This window comes from Mycobacterium sp., assembly GCF_035499775.1.
GTDB lineage: Bacteria > Actinomycetota > Actinomycetes > Mycobacteriales > Mycobacteriaceae > Mycobacterium.
Genome location: NZ_DATJYB010000186.1, coordinates 1 through 16,031, shown reverse-complemented (window position 1 = coordinate 16,031; position 16,031 = coordinate 1). Strand labels below are relative to the sequence as shown.

Here is a 16,031-nt window from a genome sequence, read left to right as displayed (position 1 = left end):
CTGCCCGACGGCGACCTGGACGACGATCCGCTGCTGTCCACTCTCGACGCCGCGCGACGGGCCACCCTGCTGTGTAGCGCCGACGAATGTGGATACCGCTTCGACATTCACCTGCAAGGTCCCGACGAGACTGTGTTTCTGACATACCAGGATGACCCGCGATGACCAACCTGCTGTGGCCCGGCGACGAGCGGGCCGGCCAGCTGATGACGGATCAGGCGCTGCTGCAGTCGATGGTTGCGGTGGAATCCGCCTGGCTGGCTGCCCTGGCCGCCGCGGGCCTCGCGCCCGCCGAATGCGCCGGTGCCGACCTGTGGCACCTGGTGGGCCAGCGTGACCGCGAGCTGCTCGCAGTCACCGCCGAGGACGGCGGCAACCCGATCATCGGCTTGGTCGCCCTGCTGCGGGTGCGGGCCGTCCCGGCAGTCGCGCCCTGGATTCACCGGGGCCTCACCAGCCAGGACGTCGTCGACACCAGCCTGATGCTGGGCCTGCGCGACGCGGCGGATCGCCTCATATCGCAGCTCGTGGAACAGATTTCAACACTATCGGCATTGGCGACAGCTCACCGGGCCACGCCCATGGTGGCCCGCACCCTGACCCAGCATGCGGCTCCCGCCACGTTCGGCGCCAAGGCCGCCGGCTGGCTCAACGGTGTCGTCGACGCCTATCGGCAGATCAGCGCGTTGGTCACCCCGGCGCAGCTCGGTGGTGCCGTCGGAACATGTTCTGCCACTACAGAATTGGCCGCCCTGCTCACCAAATCCGCGGACCCGGCAGCGGTTGCTGAAAGCGTAACACGAAGCGCCGCAGCTACTTTGGGGCTCGACTTCCGGCCGCCGTGGCACACCACCCGGACGCCGATCACCGCGGCGGCCGACGCTCTGGTCGGGTGCAGCGACTGCTGGGGCCGCATCGCCTCGGACGTCGTCACCCTGGTTCGCCCGGAGATCGGCGAGTTGAGCGAGCCCGCCACCGAAACGCGCGGCGGGTCGTCATCGATGCCGCACAAGCGCAATCCGGTGTTGTCCATTTTGATTCGGCGCGTGGCCATTTCGGCGCCGCAGCTGGCGGCGACCCTGCACACTGCCGCTGCGCTGGCCAATGACGAACGGGCCGACGGCTCCTGGCACGCCGAATGGGACACGCTACGCACACTTGCCCGGCGGACCGTCGTGGCCGGTTCCCAGTGCGCCGAACTGCTCGCCGGGCTACAAGTACATACCGACAAGATGGCCGAGAATCTGCGCAGCACAGACGTTCTCGGCGAGCAGCGCGCCATCGCTGACCTAGTGGGCATAGTGCCGTCGGCAACGTATTTCGGTGCCGTCGATCGCCTGATCGACGAAAGTCTCCAGCACGCCCAGCGGGCACTCGCCGATGGTTAGGGATCGATGTTTGGCAGGACTTCCGTTGTCACAGATATGATCTCGTCGCGCAGCACCTCGTACACCCGAAGCGGCCGCTCCTTGCCCTTGAGCTTCACCGGCGGCAGTTCGCGCACCACGAAGATCTTGCCCGTCGCCTCGTAACACTCCCGCGTAATGAGAACCTGCGTCTTCATGCCCCGGTTGAGCGACTCGACGCGGCTCGCCGCGTTCACCGTATCGCCGATCACCGTGTATTCCATCTTGCGGTCGGAGCCGATGTTGCCGGCGATCAGCGGGCCGGTGTGCAGGCCGATGCCGATGTCGATCTCGACGCCGCCTCGCCTCTGCTGCTCTTTGTTGAAGCGCGCGAGCTCCTCGACCATCCGCAGCGCCGCGCGCACGGCGCGGGCGGCGTCGTCGGGCTTGGGCACCGGCGCACCGAAAACAGCCATCACGGAGTCGCCGATGAACTTGTCGACGATCCCGCCCTCATCGAAAACGATGTCGACCATGCGCTGCAGGTAGTCGTTGAGGAAGCCGACGACGGCCTCGGGGGGCATCTTTTCGCTGATCGAGGTGAAGCCGCGGATATCGCTGAAGAGCACGGTGGCCGTGAGCTTGGCGCTGAGCCGGCCGCCTTCCTTCATTTTGAGCGCCTCGCGCACCACATCGGCGGGAACGTACTTCTGGAACATCTGCCGCACGCTCTTCTCGGCCTTGCGCGACTTGGCAACCTCGTCGAACAGCCGGGCGTTCTCGATGGCGATGGCCGCCTGGTCGGCGAAGGCGTGCAGGAGATTCTGCGACTCCTCGTTGAACTGGACCTCCGCGACTTTGCTGTCCACGTAGAGCGCGCCGAGGATGCGGTCCTTGAGGCGCAGCGGCACACAGATGAGCGAGCGCACCTCAAGGGCCATGATCGAACGGGAGCTGCTGAGCGCGGTCGGCGCATCGATCGTCAGCACCGGCTCGCCCGTCTTGGTCACCCTGTCGATCACCGAGCGGGAAATCAGTTGCGACGGGTTGCCGATGTCGGTCTTGTCGCGATTGCGCGCGACGCGGAACTCGAGCGTCCCGTCCTGCACCAGGATCAAAAACCCGCGCTCGGCCTGGATCAGCTCGACGCCCTTGTCGACGATGGTCTCCAGGACCGCCGCCTTGTCGAGCTCGCTGTTGAGGACTTTGGTGATTTCGATCAGGGCCGCGAAGTTGCGCAGTTTGTGGCTGGTGGCGCGCACGGTCTCGGTGGTCTCGACCGTCTTGGGGTCCGCGCGCACCGGGCCCTGACCGGGGTCCTCGTCGGGCACGAAGTAGAGCACGGTCGAGCCGAGCTGGATGCGATCACCCGAGCGCAGCGGGTGCTCGGTGACCATCAGGCTGTTCACGAACGAGCCGTTGAAGCTGCCGAGGTCGTGTAGCAGCCACTGCTCGCCATTGCGACGGAACTCGCAGTGGCGTCGAGACAGGCCCGGGTCGTCCAGCCAAAGCTTGTTGTCGGGCGCGCGGCCGACACTCGTGTCGTCACTCAGCTCGAAGACTTGGTGCTGTTCTCCGCGCAGGATGATCAACTTGGCCAACGGAGTCCTTCGGGCATACGCCCAGGTTAGGGCCTTTTCGCCAGTGATCGTAGCTGCTGGCCGGCCGGATGTGCCCAGTGCCCACGGTTCGGGGTTCGTACCCAAGCGTGGCGTTCGGACCCACGCCAGGGGGTTAATGCCCAGCTAATCGCTGCTAAGTGGTGGGTTAAACCTGGCTCATTTGTGGGTAATACCTAGCTCACTGTGGGCGCGTCGTAGTCCCACGTGGGGTAAGTAGGGGGTAATCGTGGCCACAGGATTCTTGATGGAGCGGGAACAGATACCGGCAGTGGGTGGCCGCTCGGAGATGTCCGCTCACACGACGCCGGCTTCCCCGCCAGAGACAGAGTGGACGTATCAGCGCGTGGTCGCCATGATGCACGACATGCTGAGTGGCGGGCCGGTTCGTGACGCGCGCTGCCACCAAGAGCCCTGACCAGTAGTCGGAGGGCGGCGACCCGCCACTGGTCCTTTCGCCGAGCGTGCACTGGTTGCGAAAATCGGGCCGGTTTTTCGCCATGGTTGCACGTTCGGCGCAAGGCGCGAAGCCAACCTCGCGATCGCCACTAACCCGGTTTGTGCGCGACGATCGCGACGGCCGTCAATCGCTCGCGGTGTTTGCGGAACGTGCCACGCATCACGAGTACGCGCCTGCGCGCGTCGTGATGGCGAAGCAGGTTCCGGGCGAACCGCAACGCACCGAACAGTCCTTCGTCGGCGAGCACGCGCCGGGGTTCTAACAGCGCCATCGGCGCCGTCGCGACGTGGTCGACGACCAGTCCGTGTCCGGCCAACAGTTGCGACCATTCCGCCACGGTGAGCGGGCGGGCGTTGACCTTGATCGCGCGGGCGAGGGACTGTCGGATGTCGGTGCTGACTTCCTCGGGGACATCGTCCGGGGTCAGCGCCAGCTCATGGATCGCGTAGCGGCCGTTCGGGCGCAGCACCCGTGCCGCCTCGGCCACGATGGCGTGCTTGGCCGCGTCGCCCTGCATGGTCAGCATCGCCTCGCCGATGACGACGTCGGAGCTGGCATCGGGCAATCCGGTATCAGCCGCGTCGGCGACCAGGACCTCCCCGTGCCCGGCAATCACATCGCGAACCAGGCGGGCCGCGTCGGGGTCGGCTTCTGCGCCGAGGTAAGACCGCGGGCGCCGGGACAGGATCTCGGTAGCGGTCCGGCCCAGGCCCGGGGCCAGCTCGACCACGTCGGAGTCGGTCACGTCGGCGCGGGCCAGCAGGGTGCGGGTGAGTTCCACGCCGCCGGGACGCAGCACGCGCTTCCCCAGTCGTGCCAGCAGCCAGTGCCCCTGGATGTTTTCGTCGGGACGATTCGAGGAGGGCAGCGACGGCCGTGAATCGGCCATCACACTGCCTGCCGCAGGTGATGCAGGCCGGGGGAGAGATCGTTCGTGCCCATTTCGGTCAGTCTGCCACCGTCGGACCACACCTCGAGGCTGGGCCTGCGGTGCGCGCCGAGTTCACCAGATTCTCCTGGTCGGAGTAGTTATTACAACAAATATTGTGTAAATATTGAAGCATGACGTGCTGCGAATAGCGCATGTGAGCCCGTTTGCCCGGTAGGTGCGATTTACTACGGAGACGACTTGCCCCAAGAGCTGTAACCTCACCTGACCAGCAAGCGGCGTTCTTTGCCGAGTCCGGGCCCGGTACGGACGCGCGGTTGGGTTCACCAGCCGCGGGGTCTTGCACCTCTGGCTGAAGGAGTGTGAGCGACATTAGGCCGAACGGAGAGAGTCCTGGTCGCCGCCGTGGGGTGCTGCGCATATTGCGCGCGTCGCCGGTGCCGATGAGCATCGTCGAGATCGCCGACGTGTTGCGCGTGCATCCCAACACCGTGCGCTTCCATCTCGACAGCCTGGTCGGCGACGGCCAGGTGGAGCAGGTAGAGCCCGGCCGCCGGGGTCCGGGGCGTCCGCCGCTGATGTTCTGTGCGGTCCGGCAAATGGATCGTGGTGGGACGCGGCATTACCAGCTGCTCGCGGAGATACTCAGCAGGGGATTTGCCGCCGACGAGGATCCCGGCGCCAAGGCCCAGGCCGCGGGCCGGACCTGGGGGCTGAAGACGGAACCGGAGCCGGTCGCGAGTGCCGAGGAGGCCGTCGAGCGCCTGGCCGGCGTGCTCGATGAGCTCGGGTTCGCTCCCGAACTGCGCGGGGAGAAACAGGTCGGCCTGCGGCACTGTCCGTTCCTGGAACTGGCCGAGACGGGAAGCAACGTCGTGTGTCGGGTCCACCTCGGACTGATGCAAGGCACCCTGGAGACCTGGGCGGCGCCCGTCACCGTCGACCGGCTCGAACCGTTCGTCGAACCGGACCTGTGTCTGGCCCACCTCAAGCCGGTCGGAGCCGCCGGGTGAGCACCGGGCCGGCCATTGCCGTGGCGGTCACTTTCGTCTGGCTCGGCATGGTGCTGGCCATCTCGTTCCTGGAAGCGCCGCTGAAGTTCCGCGCGCCGAATGTGACGCTGCAGATCGGTCTTGGTATCGGGCGCCTGGTCTTTCGTGCGCTCAACACCGTGGAGGTCGCGTTCGCCCTGGTCATCGTGGCGATTGTGGTGGCCGGTCCGACACCCGTGCGGACCACGGCCGCGTTTTGCGTCGCGTTAGCCGCGTTGGCCGTCCAACTGATCGCGGTGCGTCCGCGGCTGACCCTTCGGTCCGACCAGGTGCTCGCCGGGTTGGACGCGCCCCGCTCGCGTGGCCACTACGTCTATGTCGGTTTGGAGGCGGTGAAGGTGGTCGCGTTACTCGCGGCGGGGATACTGCTAGTAACCCGGTAAGAACAGTCGATAAGGACCTTCCGATGGAATCCGTTTCACTGACCGCCCTGACCGCCGAAAAGCTAGCCGAGGCCCAGAAGTCGAATAGCGGGCGGGCGGCGCACACCATCCACGGCGGCCACACCCACGAGCTTCGGCAGACGGTCCTCGCCCTGCTGGCCGGCCACGACCTGTCCGAGCACGAGAGCCCCGGCGAGGCGACGCTGCAGGTGCTGCGGGGCCACGTGCGACTCAGCGCCGGCGACGACGCATGGGACGGCAAGACCGGTGACTACGTCGCGATTCCGGCGCAGCGGCACGCGCTGCACGCCGTCGAGGACTCGGTGGTCATGCTCACCGTGCTCAAATCTCAGCCTGGCGCCGCTCACTAGCCGCTCGTAATCCATTGCAGCAGAGCAGTTATCCGGGGATGCTGCGCCTCATCGGTGAGCATCAGAAGCAGAAACGAGGTCGCCAGCGACGCGACGGCGATCCATCGGGCTACCCGCGATGCGCGCAGTGATTGCATCGACGATGTGAGCGATAGAGCCGTGGACAGAATGTCGCGGTACTGCTCGTCGTCGGACTTCAGTTGCTCGAGCATTTCGGCTTGATCGGCGGCCATCCCTTCGTCGTCACGCGGCTGACGGCTTTCGTTGAATTGCCTGATTGCCCGCTCGGTGGTGCGCACGTTCAGGCTCAGCACCAGCAGGTTGCTGCGCTGTTCGCGCATGTGGCTCATCCGCAGGCGCCCGCGCCGGCGCGGAGCCCGGTCGCGAATTTGCGCGTACCGGCTGTGGTACACGCACAACATCTCGGAAACCGACAACTGAAGAAGACTGTCTCCGAATGCCTTTCGGATGCGATCGACCATCGCCGCGTCGTCGGCGATCGCCGGTTGTTCACCCCACAACGCCCAGGTACGAGTTGGCCTGAGGTAGCAGTCGGACGTTCGGGACATCCTTTGCAGGTTCATCGCGGGAAGTTCGGGAGACACACGCCGCTCGGTGCCTCGCTCGGTGAGGAACAACAAATCTGTCAAAGGCTGCGGCTCGCTGTTGGCCGCGAAGAACCCGGGACACGCCGTCGCGACAAACCGGCGGGCCGAGTCGTGGATCGACTGCCGGGCCAGCTGCGCTCGACGGAACCAGGCCTTGTCGAGACTTTCGGCCGCCACAAGGGCGGGGTAGAAGGTCGCGACGACCGCGGTGATGCCGTCGCCGATCTGCACGGCCTGCCACTCGACCGCGTCGAACTCCGCGGGTAGCCTCTTGCGCCGCGCGTCGGGATGGCGCGACGGGCTGTTGCGCGCGGCGAACGTCCCCAGCGGCCACCACACCCGGCTCGTGCCGGACCGAACTTGCGCGAGCAGATCCCAATCGGCGCAGACGATGTCGGCAGTCTCGTGCCAGTTGTGTCGATGCATCGCCCGCCGCAATTCTCTGGCCTCGCTGGGCAGGAACAGCTCGACGACGAACACAGCGGGCGTGCGGACGCGTTCGTCGGGCATCGTGACCGCGGCGGTCATTGGCCGAACCCGGCCAGACCGCTGCAGTACTGGACGACGTCGATATCGGCATCGGCGAACGTACTTTGCACGATGTATCCGATGACTGCGCCGGCGATCGCCAGGGCTGCGGCGGGCGCTTTCCTCGGCGTGGTCCAGCGTTTCGCGGCTGCTTGATAGGACTCCAGCTGACGCGCGAAGCTTTCCGCGATCACGGCTTTCGCCATCGGCCGCGCCTGGGCGTGTGCCCAGCCCTGGATGGCCAGTTTGAACAGATCGACTCCCGGGCTGTGGTGCCGGAATACCCGCAGATTCTCCAGCAGCGCCCGCAGGTAGCCCGCGGCGGTGGTGGCTCGCGAGCTCTCGCCCGTCGCGACGATGAGCGTCTCGAAGTCACCCAGCGATCCGCCGATGGCCGCTCGGATCATGTCGTCTTTGGAGCCGAAGTATCGGTACATCAGGCCCGCGGAGACGCCGGCCTCGGTGCGGATGTCCTCCATCGACGTGCCCTCCACGCCCAGGCGGGTGAAGCAGCGACGCGCCGCGTCGACGAAACGTTCCTCTTGGGCCTTGCGGTGGTCCTCGGTGACTTTGGGCATGCGAGTCACTGTACATGAATGAATGAATATTCACTATTGACAAGCACGACGCGGCCGATGACACTGAATGAACAAGCATTCATTTAAGAGAAAGGTAGCCGACCATGGCGGTCACTCGCGTCCATCATCTGAATACAGCCTCCATACAAGGGATTTCAGTCCTGGGCCAGCACCTGGTGTGTCACGTGCTGCTGCTGGAGACCTCCGACGCCGGGCTCGTCCTGGTGGACACCGGCCTCGGCAGCAAGGACTACCTGAACATGCGCGCGCGGCTGGGCTCGGAGTTCGCGAAGGTTTACGCGCGCCCCCTCATCGACCCGTCACTGGCGGCCGTCGAGCAGATCAAGGGGATGGGGTTCGACCCCAACGACGTGCGCCACATCGTGCAGACCCACCTCGACCTCGACCATGTCGGCGGGCTGGCGGACTTCCCCGACGCGCTGGTGCATGTGCACGCCACTGAATTGGATGCGGCCCGCCGCCGCGACGGCTTCCGGGCCAAGCGCCGCTACCGTCCCAACCTGCTGTTCGAACACAACCCGAAGTGGCGCACCTACACCCACGGCGGCGAGCAGTGGAACGGCTTCGACGCGGTGCGCGGACTGGACGGCCTGGGCGACGACATCCTGATGGTCCCGTTGTTCGGGCACACCCACGGCCACTGCGGCATCGCCGTCAACGACGGACATCGCTGGCTGCTCGCAGCAGGCGACGCCTACTTCGACGCCCGCGAGATCAAGCTGCCGCAACGCAAGTGCGGACCCGGCCCCGAGTTCTTCCAGCTGATCGTGACCACCGAGCGCTCCAAGCGGCGCCGCAACCAGGATCGGCTGCGTGCGTTGCACGCCGACCACCCGGAAATCGGTATCTTCTGCGGCCACAACCCCTTTGAGTACCTCGACATGGTCGAGCAGGCCGGGGACACGCCACGCGGAATCTCCCCGAACCGCCGCTTCAAGGCCGACAACCGGCGCCTCGGTCGTGGCTCCGTCGCCGCGCCGGCGGGACGGTGGTGACGTCATGGAATACCAAGGCACTACAGCGCTGATCACCGGGGCCAGCTCGGGCCTGGGCGCGGCGCTCACACAACGGTTCGCCGAACGCGGCGCCAACCTCATCCTGGTCGCCCGGCGCAAGAGCGAGCTCGAAGAGTTCGCGCAGACACTAAGCCTGCCCGTAGGGATCAATGTCGCCCTCTACGAACAGGATCTGTCGATAGCGGGGGCGAGCGCCGACCTCGCCGCGCGCGTCGCCGCCGACGGCCTGACCGTCGACACGCTGATCAACAACGCCGGAGTGGGCACTCACGGTGACTTCGCCACCCAAGACCCCGCGGCGCTGTCCGCGGAGGTCCAGGTCGACGTCACCACCGTCGTGGAACTGACCCGGGCGATGCTGCCCCAGATGCTGGACAGCGGCCGCGGGGCCCTGGTCAACATCGCCAGCACCAGCGCCTACCAGCCCACCCCGGCGATGGCCGTCTACGGCGCCGCCAAGGCCTTCGTGCTGAGCTTCACCGAGGCCGTCGCCTACGAGACCCGGCGCAGCAGCCTGAAAGTCCTCGCCCTCTCGCCGGGACCGATGCGCACGCCGTTCTTCGACAAGCTCGGCACCACCCGCCCCGGCGTCGGGCGCTGGCAAACCCCGGAGCAGGTCGCCGACTTCGCCCTACACACCCTCGACCGGCGCTGCGCGCCACCCAGCGTCATCTCCGGAGCACTGAACGCAGTACCCATCAACGCCGCTCGTTTCGCACCCCGTCGTATCGTCCTCGCCCTCACCGGCCTCACCGTAGGAGCCTGACATGAACATCAAAACCACCATTCGCAGCATCGTTCGCCCGACCGACCCCGAGGACGCGGCACCGCAGCCGCCCATCACCCAGCCCGACGGGAAATGGATCGAAATGGACTACCCCCGCCGAATTCCGCCGTTGCAGTCGCGCGAGCTGCGGCTGTGGCAGCGCGGGTTCCTCACCCTCATCCGCGTGCTGGCAGGTGAGACCTACGACTACACCTGCTTCCGGTTGACCGCTCGGCTCGGCAAGGTCATGCCGCTGCACACGTTGTTCTTCACGCAGCTTCTGCAACACGGGCGCATCCCGGGGGACGAGAGCGAACGCATCGTCATCCGGGTGGCCTGGCGGGCGGGTTGCCAATACGAGTACGCCCACCACACCCGGATGGCGCTCGAGCTTGGCGTCCCGCGCGCCGAAATCGAGTCACTGACCAACGAAGCCGACGAAAGCTGGTCGCCCCGCCTGCGCGCGTTCATGATGGCCGCTGACGAGCTGATCGCCACCAGGACTCTCTCGCCGCTTACCTATGAAGACCTGCGCCGTGAACTCGACCCCGACCAGATCCTCGAATTCACCACGCTGGTCGGCCATTACGTGATGGCCTCCATGATGCTGTCGGTGGCCGGTTGCCCGATTGAGCCCGCCTTCGAACTCCGGCAACCCGCCGGGGCGTCCGTCTGACCGCTGGATCCGCCGGTCCCCGCTGTCGCTCATGGCGGCAGCAGGGGCCGGCATGGGCTTTTGCGGGCGTATGCGCGGCCGTCACACCGCGCGCAGGTACCGCTTGGCCATGAAGCGCTGCAGCACCGGCACGATCGGGCCCCCGGCCTTGGTCAACCAGCTGCCCGGCCGGGAGAAGGCCGACACCTCCGCGAACACCGCGGAGGTGTTCGGGTCCCGGCGCACCGCGAACCGTTCCTCGCCGCATTCCGGATGGCCCGGCAGCGTGCCGTAGGCGAAGCCGCGTACGTCGGGTTCGTCGATGACGTACACCACCCGGCACGGGGCCTGCAGCAAGCCCAGCATCTTCACCACCACGATCGCCGAAACCACGACGACCTCGGAGCTGACTTGCACCCCCAGACCCGCACCGCGCTGCATGCCCCAGTGCAGGACGGCGTCGGCGGCTTGCTCGAAACGCTGGTCGCCGGTGCCGATCTGGGTGGACACGCTGAGGTGGTCGTACCCCGGGGGCAGCTGGGCCGTGGCGGTGGCGCCCACTTCGGAATAGGTCAGCGGCTGATCGGCGAGCACGTTCAGGTCCACCCGCCCAGCTTGCCACGCGTACGGTCATAGGGGTGACCGCTCAAGGATCCGGAACATTCACACTCGGTGGCGACCTGACCGTGAACCGACTCGGTTTCGGCGCGATGCGCCTGACCGGTAAGGGGGTGTGGGGCCCGCCCGCCGACCGCGACGAGTGCGTGCGGGTTCTGCGGCGTGCCGTCGACCTCGGCGTCAACTTCATCGACACCGCGGACTCCTACGGGCCCTACATATCCGAGGACATCATCCGCGAGGCGCTGCACCCCTATTCCGGGCTGGTCATCGCGACCAAGGCGGGCCTGCTGCGCACCGGCCCGGACGTGTGGATCCCGTTGGGCAATCCGAGTTACCTGCGCCAGGAACTCGAGATGAGTCTGCGCCGTCTCGGCGTCGACACCATCGACCTGTTCCAGCTGCACCGCATCGACCCGAACTTCCCGCTGGCCGACCAGGTAGGCGAGCTGCTCACGCTGAAGAACGAAGGCAAGATCCGGCATATCGGCCTGTCCGAGATCGACGTCGATCAACTCAAGGCCGCGCAGCAGATCACGCAGATCGTGTCGGTGCAGAACATGTACAACCTGGCGGCCCGCGGCTCGGAACCGTTACTGGATTTCGCGACCAGCCAGGGCATCGGCTTCATCCCCTGGTTCCCGCTGGCCGCCGGGCCGCTGGCCGCCGCCGACGGCCCGCTGCAGCGCGTCGCCTCGGTCCACGACGCCACGCCGGGGCAGTTGGCGCTGGCCTGGTTGCTGAAACGCTCGCCGGTGATGCTGCCGATCCCGGGGACGTCGAAGGTGGCCCACCTCGAGGAGAACGTCGCCGCCGCCGACATCACGCTTAGCGACGAGGAGTTCAGCGAGCTGTCGCTCGCGGGCACGCAGCGCACCGTCTAAATCCCCCGAGACTGCGCTGGGGGCATCGAGACTGCGGCTAGGGCTGGGTCTGCGTGCCAAACCACACCCTCACCGCAGTCTCGGTGAGTTCGTCGTAAGGCACCGTTCCCCCATGCACGTCGCCCGACCCAATACGGTGTTCTGGTGTCCGGCAAGCATCCGCATCATCCCGGCGGCGGATTCAATCCGCCCGAACCGACAACCAAGGGCGGGCCCGACTACGGCCGGTTCATCGACACGGCGCGCAGGTTGCAGAATCACGCCCGCGCCGTCGACGCGCCCGACGAGGTGATCACCCGGGCCGCCGACATGCTGGAGAAACTGTCGGAACTGCTGGCCCCGTACGACGCCGACGAATGGCAGTCGCCGTCCGGACGCCGGATGGACCTGCCGATGCGCGGCAACATCCTGACCGTCCCGATGAACGCCCGGAAAACCGACGACGGGCGGATCGAAGGCTGGGCCCGATTCGCCCGCTTCCACCTGGGCCGCAACGGCGCCGTGCACGGCGGTTCCCTCGGCATGCTCTTCGACACGGTCCTCGGCCTGACGGCGGTGCTGCTCACCGGCAGCCGGCGCCAACGCACCGCGTACCTGAAGATCGACTACCGCCAGATCGTGCCGATCGAAAAAGAGTTGCAGTTCAACGCCGGAGTCGACAGCGATGAAGGACGCAAGATCTTCGTGTCCGGCCGGCTCACCGACGGCGACACCGTGCTGACCGAAGCCGAAGCGTTGTTCGTGCGGCTCAAGCCTGGCCAGCCGTGACGGACCCGCCGAGGAAACACCCCGATAGCATGACAAACGGCCTATCCAACACACACGACCCTGGAGACCTACCCCATGAGCGCCCCCGCACACCCCGCCCCAGGAGCCGATGGCGGCCTGATCCGGGTTCCTGCGGGCACTACCGCGGCCGCCGCGGTCGGCGAGGCGGGGTTGCCCAGGCGCGGCGCGCCTGACGCGATCGTGGTGGTGCGCGACGCCGACGGCAAGCTCCGAGACCTGAGCTGGGTGCCCGACGGCGACGCCGAGGTCGTCCCGGTGGCGGCCAACACCGAAGATGGTCGCAGCGTGATCCGCCATTCGGCCGCGCACGTGTTGGCCCAAGCTGTCCAGGACATGTTTCCGCAGGCCAAGCTCGGCATCGGGCCGCCGATCACCGACGGCTTCTACTACGACTTCGACGTGGCCGAGCCGTTCACGCCCGAGGACCTGGCGGCGCTGGAAAAGCGGATGCGCCAGATCGTCAAGGACGGACAGCTGTTCGACCGTCGCGTGTACGAGTCCAAGGACCAGGCGCGCGCCGAGTTGGCCGACGAGCCCTACAAGCTCGAACTCGTCGACGACAAGTCCGTAGGAACGGACTCGATGGCCGAAATAATGGAGGTCGGCGGCGACGAGCTGACCGCCTACGACAACCTCAATCCCCGTACCCGCGAACGGGTTTGGGGTGACCTGTGCCGAGGGCCGCACATCCCGACCACCAAGCACATCCCGGCGTTCAAGCTGACCAGAAGCTCCGCCGCGTACTGGCGGGGTGACCAGAGCAACGCCAGCCTGCAACGCATCTACGGCACCGCCTGGGAGTCGCAGGAGGCGCTGGACCACCACCTCGAGATGATCGAGGAAGCGCTGCGCCGCGACCATCGCAAGCTGGGCGTGGAGCTCGACCTGTTCAGCTTCCCCGACGAAATCGGTTCCGGCTTAGCGGTTTTCCACCCCAAGGGTGGGATCGTGCGCGCCGAACTCGAGGACTACTCGCGTCGCAAGCACCTCGAGGCGGGCTATCAGTTCGTCAACACCCCGCACATCACCAAGGAACAGCTGTACATCACGTCGGGCCACCTGGAGTGGTACGCCGAGGGCATGTTCCCGCCGATGCACATGGACGCGGAGTACAACGAGGACGGCACGGTACGCAAGCCCGGGCAGGACTACTACCTCAAGCCGATGAACTGCCCCATGCACCACCTGATCTATCGGTCCCGGGGCCGCTCGTACCGCGAACTTCCGTTGCGGCTCTTCGAGTTCGGCAGCGTCTACCGGTATGAGAAGTCCGGCGTGATCCACGGCCTGACCCGGGTGCGCGGCATGACCCAGGATGACGCGCACATCTACTGCACGCGCGAGCAACTGCGCGACGAGCTGGCCTCGTTGCTGCGCTTCGTGCTCGACCTGCTGGCCGATTACGGCCTGGACGACTTCTACCTGGAGCTGTCCACCAAGGACCCGGAGAAGTCCGTCGGGTCCGACGAGGTATGGGACGAGGCCACCGAGATCCTGCGCGAGGTCGGCGAGGCCTCCGGCCTGCAGCTGGTTCCGGACCCCGGCGGCGCGGCGTTCTACGGCCCGAAGATCTCGGTGCAGGTCAAGGACGCGCTGGGCCGCAACTGGCAGATGTCGACCATTCAGCTGGACTTCAACATGCCGGAGCGGTTCGACCTCGAGTACACCGCCAGCGACGGGTCGCGACAGCGGCCGGTGCTGATCCACCGCGCGCTATTCGGGTCGATCGAGAGGTTCTTCGGCGTCCTCACCGAGCACTACGCGGGCGCTTTCCCGGCGTGGTTGGCGCCCGTTCAGGTGGTCGGCATCCCGGTCGCCGACGAGCATGTCGCCTACCTGGAAGATGTTGCCGCGCAACTGAAGTCGCACGGAGTACGGGTCGAGGTGGACACCAGCGACGACCGGATGGCCAAGAAGATCGTGCATCACACCAGCCAGAAGGTGCCGTTCATGCTGCTGGCCGGTGACCGCGACGTGCAGGCCGACGCGGTCAGCTTCCGCTTCGGCGACCGCACCCAGATCAACGGCGTGCCTCGCGACGCGGCGGTGGCGGCCATCGTGGCCTGGATCGCCGATCGCGAGAATGCCGCTCCCACAGCCGAACTGGTGAACCCGACGAAGGAAGCCGGGCCGTGAGCGACCAGGACGACACCATCCTCGACAAAGGCGTCGGCCAGCGCGACCAGCTGCAGCGGCTGTGGACGCCGTACCGGATGAACTACCTCGCCGAAGCGCCGATGAAGCGCGACGACGCGGAACACTCGCAGCCCTTTACCGAGATCCCACGCATGTCCGACGAAGAGGGTCTGGTGGTCGCCCGCGGCGAAGTCGTCTACGCCGTGCTCAACCTCTACCCGTACAACCCCGGGCACCTGATGGTGGTGCCGTACCGGCGGGTCTCCGAGCTTGAGGACCTCACCGGTCCGGAGAGCGCGGAGCTGATGGCGTTCACCCAGAAGGCAATTCGCGTCATCAAGAACGTGTCGCGGCCGCACGGCTTCAATGTCGGGCTGAACCTGGGGACGTCGGCGGGCGGGTCGCTGGCCGAGCATCTGCACGTGCACGTGGTGCCGCGGTGGGGCGGTGATGCCAACTTCATCACCATCATCGGCGGCTCCAAGGTGATCCCGCAGCTGCTGCGCGACACCCGGCAGCTGCTGGCCACCGAATGGGCCAGGCAGTCATGAGGCCCCAACCGTGAGCAAGTTGCCGTTCCTGTCCCGGGCGGCGTTCGCGCGGATCACCAATCCGGTCGCGCGGGCTGCGCTGCGGATCGGCCTCACCCCGGATAGCGTCACCGTATTGGGCACCACCGCGTCCGTCGCCGGGGCGCTCATCCTGTTCCCGATGGGCAAGCTGTTCGCCGGCACTTTGGTCGTCTGGTTCTTCGTGGTGTTCGACATGCTGGACGGGGCGATGGCACGGGAACGCGGTGGTGGCACCCGCTTCGGCGCGGTGCTGGACGCCGCCTGCGACCGGATCAGCGACGGCGCGGTGTTCTGCGGGCTGCTCTGGTGGATTGCGTTCCACATGCGCGACAGACTGCTGGTCGTGGCGACCTTGATCTGCCTGGTCACCTCTCAGGTGATCTCCTACATCAAGGCCCGGGCGGAAGCCAGCGGGCTGCGCGGCGACGGCGGATTCATCGAACGGCCGGAGCGGTTGATCATCGTGCTGACCGGTGCCGGGATCTCCGACTTTCCGTTCGTGCCCTGGCCGCCGGCGCTGCCCATCGCGATGTGGGTGCTGGCCGTGGCCAGCCTGATCACCTGTGTCCAGCGCTTTCACACCGTGTGGACCTCACCCGGGGCCACCGATCGCACGCCGGCACCGAAAACGAGTGGAACGTGACCTATACCTTTCCCGGCACCCCCGGCGGCCTGAAAATCATCGGGGCACAGCGGCGGCTGGCACGCCGGCTGATGACCAGCACCGCCACCGACTGGGC

Annotated in this window: 17 protein-coding genes; 12 read left to right on the top strand and 5 right to left on the bottom strand. The window is 66.6% G+C overall.

The genetic code is table 11. From position 1 onward, the window contains the following. Nucleotides 1-161: 161 nt before the first annotated feature. Complete coding sequence (locus VML93_RS12590) at nt 162-1,388, top strand: lyase family protein (protein WP_325610997.1); 1,227 nt, start codon at nt 162-164, stop codon at nt 1,386-1,388. On the opposite strand, the gene VML93_RS12585 is transcribed toward VML93_RS12590, so the two are convergent. After that, a complete protein-coding gene (locus VML93_RS12585) occupies nt 1,385-2,947 on the bottom strand; it encodes an adenylate/guanylate cyclase domain-containing protein (protein WP_325610995.1) in 1,563 nt (520 codons plus the stop codon). The two genes, VML93_RS12590 and VML93_RS12585, sit on opposite strands and share 4 nt — an antisense overlap. Nucleotides 2,948-3,513: 566 nt before the next feature. Beyond that, nucleotides 3,514-4,314 (bottom strand): class I SAM-dependent methyltransferase, encoded by an 801-nt coding sequence (locus VML93_RS12580; RefSeq protein ID WP_325610994.1) that lies wholly within the window; start codon nt 4,312-4,314, stop codon nt 3,514-3,516. 362 nt (nt 4,315-4,676) lie between these two features. Here VML93_RS12580 and VML93_RS12570 point away from each other — a divergent pair, with 362 nt between their 5' ends. From VML93_RS12570 to VML93_RS12560, 3 genes are read left to right on the top strand one after another with little or no spacing between them, the layout of a single operon-like run. Beyond that, nucleotides 4,677-5,327, top strand: a complete 651-nt coding sequence (locus tag VML93_RS12570; protein ID WP_325610992.1) for a helix-turn-helix transcriptional regulator — start codon at nt 4,677-4,679, stop codon at nt 5,325-5,327. Next, nucleotides 5,324-5,749, top strand: coding sequence for a hypothetical protein (locus VML93_RS12565; protein WP_325610991.1), 426 nt, complete (start codon nt 5,324-5,326; stop codon nt 5,747-5,749). The genes VML93_RS12570 and VML93_RS12565 overlap by 4 nt, the downstream gene beginning before the upstream one ends. 23 nt (nt 5,750-5,772) lie before the next feature. Next, on the top strand, nt 5,773-6,120 hold the full coding sequence (locus tag VML93_RS12560) for a cupin domain-containing protein (protein ID WP_325610989.1): 348 nt from the start codon (nt 5,773-5,775) through the stop codon (nt 6,118-6,120). On the opposite strand, the gene VML93_RS12555 is transcribed toward VML93_RS12560, so the two are convergent. Both VML93_RS12555 and VML93_RS12550 read right to left on the bottom strand, forming a co-directional pair. Continuing rightward, entirely contained in the window at nt 6,117-7,256 is a 1,140-nt protein-coding gene (locus tag VML93_RS12555) for a hypothetical protein (RefSeq protein ID WP_325610988.1), read from the bottom strand. The genes VML93_RS12560 and VML93_RS12555 overlap by 4 nt on opposite strands. Then, nucleotides 7,253-7,834 (bottom strand): TetR/AcrR family transcriptional regulator, encoded by a 582-nt coding sequence (locus VML93_RS12550; RefSeq protein WP_325610986.1) that lies wholly within the window; start codon nt 7,832-7,834, stop codon nt 7,253-7,255. The genes VML93_RS12555 and VML93_RS12550 overlap by 4 nt, the downstream gene beginning before the upstream one ends. 104 nt (nt 7,835-7,938) lie before the next feature. Here VML93_RS12550 and VML93_RS12545 point away from each other — a divergent pair, with 104 nt between their 5' ends. The 3 genes from VML93_RS12545 to VML93_RS12535 are packed head-to-tail and all read left to right on the top strand — an operon-like array spanning nt 7,939 to nt 10,313. Further along, nucleotides 7,939-8,850 carry an MBL fold metallo-hydrolase gene (locus VML93_RS12545; protein ID WP_325610985.1) on the top strand — a complete coding sequence of 304 codons (912 nt, stop codon included), beginning with the start codon at nt 7,939-7,941 and terminating at the stop codon, nt 8,848-8,850. A gap of 4 nt (nt 8,851-8,854) precedes the next feature. Next, complete coding sequence (locus tag VML93_RS12540) at nt 8,855-9,637, top strand: SDR family oxidoreductase (RefSeq protein WP_325610983.1); 783 nt, start codon at nt 8,855-8,857, stop codon at nt 9,635-9,637. Nucleotide 9,638: 1 nt separating this feature from the next. Continuing rightward, a complete protein-coding gene (locus VML93_RS12535; RefSeq protein ID WP_325610982.1) occupies nt 9,639-10,313 on the top strand; it encodes a carboxymuconolactone decarboxylase family protein in 675 nt (224 codons plus the stop codon). 81 nt (nt 10,314-10,394) lie between these two features. Here the strand turns inward: VML93_RS12535 and VML93_RS12530 are convergent, their stop codons facing one another. Further along, the gene (locus VML93_RS12530; protein WP_325610981.1) at nt 10,395-10,898 is read right to left on the bottom strand and encodes a DUF1990 domain-containing protein; all 504 of its coding nucleotides are present in this window, start codon (nt 10,896-10,898) and stop codon (nt 10,395-10,397) included. A 26-nt stretch (nt 10,899-10,924) separates the two neighbouring features. Here VML93_RS12530 and VML93_RS12525 point away from each other — a divergent pair, with 26 nt between their 5' ends. From VML93_RS12525 to pgsA, 5 genes are all read left to right on the top strand, one after another. Next, nucleotides 10,925-11,794, top strand: coding sequence for an aldo/keto reductase (locus VML93_RS12525; RefSeq protein WP_414686346.1), 870 nt, complete (start codon nt 10,925-10,927; stop codon nt 11,792-11,794). Between the two features lie 144 nt (nt 11,795-11,938). After that, the gene (locus VML93_RS12520; RefSeq protein WP_414686345.1) at nt 11,939-12,562 is read left to right on the top strand and encodes a PaaI family thioesterase; all 624 of its coding nucleotides are present in this window, start codon (nt 11,939-11,941) and stop codon (nt 12,560-12,562) included. Between the two features lie 75 nt (nt 12,563-12,637). Next, nucleotides 12,638-14,719 carry a threonine--tRNA ligase gene (gene thrS, locus VML93_RS12515; RefSeq protein ID WP_325610978.1) on the top strand — a complete coding sequence of 694 codons (2,082 nt, stop codon included), beginning with the start codon at nt 12,638-12,640 and terminating at the stop codon, nt 14,717-14,719. Further along, on the top strand, nt 14,716-15,270 hold the full coding sequence (locus tag VML93_RS12510; RefSeq protein WP_325610976.1) for an HIT domain-containing protein: 555 nt from the start codon (nt 14,716-14,718) through the stop codon (nt 15,268-15,270). Before thrS ends, VML93_RS12510 begins: the two co-directional genes overlap by 4 nt. 10 nt (nt 15,271-15,280) lie before the next feature. Beyond that, nucleotides 15,281-15,934: a phosphatidylinositol phosphate synthase gene (gene pgsA / locus VML93_RS12505; RefSeq protein ID WP_325610975.1), complete on the top strand. Its 654-nt coding sequence runs from the start codon at nt 15,281-15,283 to the stop codon at nt 15,932-15,934. The last annotated feature ends 97 nt before the right edge of the window (nt 15,935-16,031 follow it).